5 protein-coding genes are annotated in these 6,060 nt (G+C 35.6%); 2 read left to right on the top strand and 3 right to left on the bottom strand.

All coding sequences use genetic code 11. The annotated features are described in order from the left end of the window. Positions 1–293 precede the first annotated feature (293 nt). Positions 294–2,060 (top strand): S8 family peptidase, encoded by a 1,767-nt coding sequence (locus tag R2Q77_RS12900; RefSeq protein WP_410479278.1) that lies wholly within the window; start codon positions 294–296, stop codon positions 2,058–2,060. 30 nt (positions 2,061–2,090) lie between these two features. Here the strand turns inward: R2Q77_RS12900 and R2Q77_RS12895 are convergent, their stop codons facing one another. Together R2Q77_RS12895 and R2Q77_RS12890 are read right to left on the bottom strand one after the other, a co-directional pair. Then, complete coding sequence (locus R2Q77_RS12895) at positions 2,091–2,870, bottom strand: polysaccharide deacetylase family protein (RefSeq protein WP_316804130.1); 780 nt, start codon at positions 2,868–2,870, stop codon at positions 2,091–2,093. Then, positions 2,870–3,802, bottom strand: a complete 933-nt coding sequence (locus R2Q77_RS12890; RefSeq protein ID WP_316804129.1) for a glycosyltransferase family 2 protein — start codon at positions 3,800–3,802, stop codon at positions 2,870–2,872. The genes R2Q77_RS12895 and R2Q77_RS12890 overlap by 1 nt, the downstream gene beginning before the upstream one ends. A 203-nt stretch (positions 3,803–4,005) precedes the next feature. Here R2Q77_RS12890 and R2Q77_RS12885 point away from each other — a divergent pair, with 203 nt between their 5' ends. Next, positions 4,006–4,437 (top strand): energy transducer TonB, encoded by a 432-nt coding sequence (locus tag R2Q77_RS12885; protein WP_316804128.1) that lies wholly within the window; start codon positions 4,006–4,008, stop codon positions 4,435–4,437. Positions 4,438–4,457: 20 nt separating this feature from the next. Here the strand turns inward: R2Q77_RS12885 and R2Q77_RS12880 are convergent, their stop codons facing one another. Beyond that, positions 4,458–6,056 (bottom strand): SusD/RagB family nutrient-binding outer membrane lipoprotein, encoded by a 1,599-nt coding sequence (locus R2Q77_RS12880; protein ID WP_316804127.1) that lies wholly within the window; start codon positions 6,054–6,056, stop codon positions 4,458–4,460. Between the last annotated feature and the right edge of the window lie 4 nt (positions 6,057–6,060).

Here is a 6,060-nt window from a genome sequence, read left to right as displayed (position 1 = left end):
ATGCCATTAACCAGAAATTCCATCTCTACACCCGGCCGTTGCAAGCCAAACCTGACCCTCACGAAAATCCTTTTTGGCTGGCGTAACAATTACCCTGTTAAAGATCAATAACCAAAAAGATTGCAGTAAAGGGCAGGGCTACAGCAGCCATGAAACACCAACACGCGTTTCCTTATTAAAACAGGGATATTATCAGTCTGACGGCCCCTAAAGATTAAGTTAAAAAATCATAAATATGCATCAGAGGATGCAATAAAACCGTATAATTGCATTATTACGTAAATATCTTTATGATGAATTTTAACCTAAAGAAATTGATGTTTATCATCTTTTTCCTTTGCTTACAAACGCTATCCTTCGCTCAGAGTAAAAAAATAAAATTACCGGCAAACTGGCATAATTTGGATTTAGCGGAAAATGGATTCTTTGGAATTAGTACCGAAAAGGCATATCGTGAAATTTTAAAGGATAAAAAGCCAAAGCAAAAAATTATTGTGGCAGTTATAGATGGTGGCGTAGATATTAATCACGAAGATTTAAAAGGTATTTTGTGGACTAATCCTAAAGAAATTCCTGGCAATGGCATAGATGATGATGGTAATGGCTATGTAGATGATATACACGGATGGAATTTTATAGGTTCAAAAAAAGGTAATTTGCAATATGATAATCTTGAACTTGTTCGGTTGTTAAGAATTTATACTCCAAAATATCAATCTACAACTAATCTTACACCATTGGATAGCATACAAAAAGAAGAATTTAGGTTGTATAAAAAAATGGTTGGAGATTTTGGTAAGAAATACGAGGATGCGAGCAATACTTTTTCAGTCCTTGTTGCCATAAACAAAGTTTTAGATTCTGTAGCGAAGATTAACAATAAAAAGATTCCATCTTTGGAGGATATTGATCGATATAAAGCCGATGATGAGACAGAGGAGCAGGTAAAAAAGATTATAAGAAGGGGTAGCCAGGAGGATGGTAGTTTTGAAAAATTTTATAAAAATATAAAAGATGGATATGAGCAGTATGATGCCATGCTTAAGTATAACTTAAACCCAAAATATGACAGAAGGGCTGAATTGGTGGGCGATGACTATTCAAACGCTAACCAAAGAAACTATGGCAACAGCGATGTAAAAGGCCCTGATGCTATGCATGGAACCCATGTTTCGGGAATTATCGCTGCTAACCGTACCAATAATATTGGTATAATGGGCGTTGCAGATAATGTAAACATAATGGCTATAAGAGTTGTACCTACCGGTGATGAACGGGATAAAGATGTAGCCAACGGCATTAGATATGCGGTTGATAATGGGGCCAGGGTAATTAATATGAGTTTTGGTAAAAGTTATAAATGGGATAAAAAAGCAGTTGATGAGGCTGTTAAATACGCAGAAACTAAAGGTGTTTTATTGGTACATGCGGCAGGCAACGATAATCAGGATAATGATATTGATGAAAACTATCCAAATAAATACTTCGACAGTAAAGAGGCAGAGGAATATAAAGTTGTTCATAAAGTAAAAGCGAAACCTGATTTTACACCGCCTAAAAATCTAAATAGAAATGGGTTGGGTATGCTTCCGGCTGTAGAAAGAAAGAATTTAGATAAAGTGGAAGCCTTAGATTCACTCAAATTTAACCTTCCACATGCAAATAACTGGATTGAAGTTGGGGCAAGTGCTTATAAAGATGATGATAATTTGAAAGCAAATTTTTCTAACTATGGCCGCTATAGCGTTGATGTTTTTGCTCCCGGCTTTTTAATTAATTCTACGGTTCCTGATTCTAAATATGAAGATTTAGATGGCACGAGCATGGCATCGCCGGTGGTTGCTGGTCTGGCTGCTTTAATTTTAAGCTATTACCCTGAATTTACAGCTGCTGAGGTAAGGGACATCATTATAAAATCAGTTTCTAAGGTAAACCATAAAATAAAATATAAGAATGGAAAGGGTGAAAATGTACGGGTACTTTTTTCTGATATTTGTGTAAGTGGTGGTATTGTTAATGCATACAATGCCTTAAAACTTGCTGAAAAGTATAAAAAATAAACCTAAAACAGATGAAACACTGTTTTATTATTAGTGATTAATGGTTTTAATAAAATCCTGAAATGTTCCGAATGGATATTTTTTTAATTTCATCCACGAAATTAATTCATCCATTCTCTCAATCATTTTGGTTCCTGTATTTTTCCGTACGTAAGCTGGAAAACCAAAACGTTCAAAATCACTTAAATCTGTAAATTCCCAGGGGTGGAAATAAATGTTTAAGTACTTGTCTTTTTTATAGGTCCAATTGGATAAGAATTTATAAATCCCGATCGGTAGATTATGAAATGACAACCAAAATAATGGAAAACGAATAATCGGACTTACTGAAGCAGGAATTTGCAGTACATTTTCCTTTCTGAAATACGTTCTGGAAATGTTGAAATTATTGTACCTGCCCGGTAAATAAGTAGGATTGATAGAGGTGTTGTAAATATAGCCGGCTTTAAAAATTTCCTTTTCATCAACAGGCATCATTCTCGCCATGCGATAACCCGTTATTTCCTGACCAGAAAGTTCTTCCAGTTTCAATTTTGACTGCAGGAGATGTTCAGGTTTAAAATCAGAATGGTAGTATCCGTGAGAAGCAAGTTCATGGCCGCTTGATGTAATTCTGTTAATTAAATCAGGGATATGCTCTGCAAAGGTTACGGTACAAAAGAAAGTAGCTTTAACGTGGTATTTATCCAGTAAATTTAAAATAGAAATGGTACCGGCTCTCGAAATTGCAATCTGATCTTCAAAAGAAATGTCTTTTCCATATTCAAAGGGCATATCAAATTCCTCAATGTCAAAACTTAGAAGGATCATTATTTATCTTGGATGTTTGTTGAACGAATGATGTAATTAGGCCGGTTTTTAGTTTGCATAAACATTTTACCTACGTAAATGCCAATAATACCTAAAATAATGAGCTGTAAACCTCCAAAGAAAACAATTGTCATGATTACAGAAGCCCAGCCTGACACTTCTACTTTATTTAAAAAAGCATAAAGCACGTAGGGTACATATAAGATAGAGGCGAAAGAAAGAATAAAACCTAAATAAACAGCGCTATAAAGTGGCTTAATGCTAAATGAAGTTACGCCATGGAGTGCAAGCCGGATCATTTTTTTAACGGTGTACTTACTTTTTCCTGAAAAACGTGCAGCAGGATTATATTTAATTGCATATTGCTTAAACCCAAGCCATTTAACAAGCCCTCTTAAAAAGGGTTCGTTCTCATGGAAGTTTCTAAAAACATTGACAACTTTCTGGTCGAGAAGACGAAAATCTGCTGAACCAGGTTCCAATTCAATATCCGAAAGGCTATTTAATACTTTATAGAATAAATTAGAAGTACTTCTTTTGCGTTTTGATAAGGATTTATCTTCTTCACGGATGGTATAGACGACTTCATTTCCTTCTTCCCATTTTAGTAGCATTTCCGGAATTAAATCGGGAGGGTGTTGCATATCACAATCCATGGAAATTACGCAATCTCCAAAAGCATGATCCATGCCTGCTTTTACAGCAAGCTGATGGCCAAAGTTTTTGGAAAATTCAAGAAAAAACACATTGCTTGATGCAGCAGCATATTCTTTAATTTTATCAAGTGTATGATCTGCACTTCCATCATCAACCAAAATAACTTCGTGGTTGTAATTAAGGGTCGAAAATACATTTTTAATACTTTCTATAATTATAAAAATATTATCAGCCTCGTTGTAAGCGGGAATAACTATTGAAACTAACTTTTTCATTTACCTGTAACCAAATAACAATTTAAATTACACATGAAAGCTTCAGCTGCCCTTTTGGCAAAAACAGAACTGTTTTTACTAATTTAAATTGGTTAATGAGCGTCATTTTTATTTGATGTTGCAAGATATGAATTTTAAAGAATAGTTATCAAATAAGTTACATTTGAGTATGAAATAGGCATCTTTAAATAACGCAACTCCTTATGAAATCTTTATTGCTCTTGTTTTACCTGATTGGTATTAATGCACCTAAAAGTGATTGTAAAACTCAACAGGATTCCTGTTCAAAATATTATGATAAAGCGCTGCGTGCCTTTGTTTATAATTATGTTGATGAAATGCCAGAGTACCCAGGCGGGCAAAGTAAATTTTATTCCTATCTTTTTAAGAATGTTAAGTTCGAACCTGACACTACAAAATCCTGGCAAAGCAGGGTTTTGATTACTTTTATGATAGATACATTGGGTTCGGTTAAAAACATTAGCATCGATAATAAGTCGCCCAAAGCTTATTCAAGCTTAGATTTGGGGTATGTGGATGTACTTAAAAAGTGCCCAAAATGGAAGCCGGGAAAATGTAAAGGGAAAAAGGTAATGGTAAGGTATCGAATTAATCCAATTATTGAACCAAATTAAACAATAGTTGAGACGAGACTTTATTTATCCCACCAAACCCTTGAAGTTAACACATCGCCTCCATTCAATCTACTAACAGCATCCTTATAATTAATGGTATTGTTTAAAATTTCTGTTGATAAATAAATCATTCTCCTTGGAATGGTTGCATTGGTTACATTACCTGTATAATTAACGGGTACAAGTTCTGGATAACCACTTCGTTTCCAGTTTAACCAAGACTCAATAAAGTTAAAATTTGTACCGGTGGTAATCCAGTATTGAGTGTTGATAGACTTTAATGAGTTTTGTACACTGCTTTCGTCCAATGGGTTTTGGGCAACATAGGTATTGATAACTACAAGATCTATTTTGGCCTGCTGGTCTAATTGTGCCAACGATTGTAAGGATGCGGTTAAGCCGTTGCTGTAATGGTTGCTTGCTGTACCCGATACGTTCCAGCCTCTGATTTTTGCCTCAGCAAGTAAAAATTCTGTTTCTGCGTAAGTAAATACAAAAATAGGCCCGCCAAGTTTTAAGTAAACAGATGTTCGTGGCCGTGAATATTTACCTAAGGGAGCAAAATCAATACCACTGCCCGTACCCCCCGGATAACCCGGAGCGTTATGGATATCTGTTGCGCCATCCTGCAAATCATATCCGTTGGGCATTCCTATTTGAATGGCCGGACTATTATCTCCTTTTAGGTTTTGATTGGCATTTTGGGCCAAACCATTTAAAGGAATTTCGCCAATTACACCCAGCCTTGGGTCATTGGTGGTTTTCAACTGATCAATTAATGTTTTGCTCCACCGAACTTCCAGATAATCTGAATACGTTCTAAGGGCAAGAGAAGTTCCGTTTTGGCTATTAAAAGACATGGCGTCGGTTAATAATATTGCATTATCATCAATACCCGAAAAAGTTTTACCAGCTGCTTTTTCTACCCAGATTTTGGCCTTATCCGGGTTAATTTTTGTCAGCCGCATCGCAATTCTGAGCATTAAGGAATAGCCAAATTTTTTCCACTTATCAATATCTCCATTGTAAAATAAATCGGCGGTAGGTTTTGGCTTTAAAGGGTCCAGGTTATTAATTGCATTTTCAAGATCCTGGAGCATGAAATTGTAAATATCTTCTTGCTTATCGTAAACGGGATATTTAATGCCTTGCATAGCTTTGGCGGCCTGAGTGTATGGAACATCGCCATAAGTGTCGGTTATTCGCTGTAAAATTAATACAAACATAATATCGCCGATATTAATCAGGTTAACATTGTTATCCGGGTTTTTTAAGTTAGCAAGTCGCTGCATTTCCCGTATCGTTGAAACTTCGGCGTAGCCTTCATCAAAAATTCTGCCCTGATAATCGGTAAAACTGGCTACGTTAATGTATTTATCGCCATTATTGTAATAATAGTAGGTAGATGCAAGCAGTTGCATCATTGTACTTTGGTAAACCAGTTGATAATAACCAATATTGGCATATTTTAATTGTGCGGAAGAAAGCAATTTGTTCGGATCGTAATTATCTGCTGTAACTTTGGTAGGGTCGGTATTAATATCGTCCAGTTGTTGTTTGGAGCAGCCTGCATACATTAAGCAGAAAAAACCGGTTAAATAGAGGATCGCTTTTTTCATACAG

The sequence above is a fragment of the Pedobacter nototheniae genome, assembly GCF_032678625.1.
Classification (GTDB): domain Bacteria; phylum Bacteroidota; class Bacteroidia; order Sphingobacteriales; family Sphingobacteriaceae; genus Pedobacter; species Pedobacter nototheniae_A.
Note: the sequence above shows the minus strand (reverse complement) of the source record. Positions and strands in the feature narration are given on the sequence as shown.

Coding starts and splice junctions, on each gene's coding strand:
- R2Q77_RS12900 (WP_410479278.1), top strand. CDS start 294: ATGAATTTTAACCTAAAGAAATTGATGTTTATCATCTTTTTCCTTTGC.
- R2Q77_RS12895 (WP_316804130.1), bottom strand. CDS start 2,870: ATGATCCTTCTAAGTTTTGACATTGAGGAATTTGATATGCCCTTTGAA.
- R2Q77_RS12890 (WP_316804129.1), bottom strand. CDS start 3,802: ATGAAAAAGTTAGTTTCAATAGTTATTCCCGCTTACAACGAGGCTGAT.
- R2Q77_RS12885 (WP_316804128.1), top strand. CDS start 4,006: ATGAAATCTTTATTGCTCTTGTTTTACCTGATTGGTATTAATGCACCT.
- R2Q77_RS12880 (WP_316804127.1), bottom strand. CDS start 6,056: ATGAAAAAAGCGATCCTCTATTTAACCGGTTTTTTCTGCTTAATGTAT.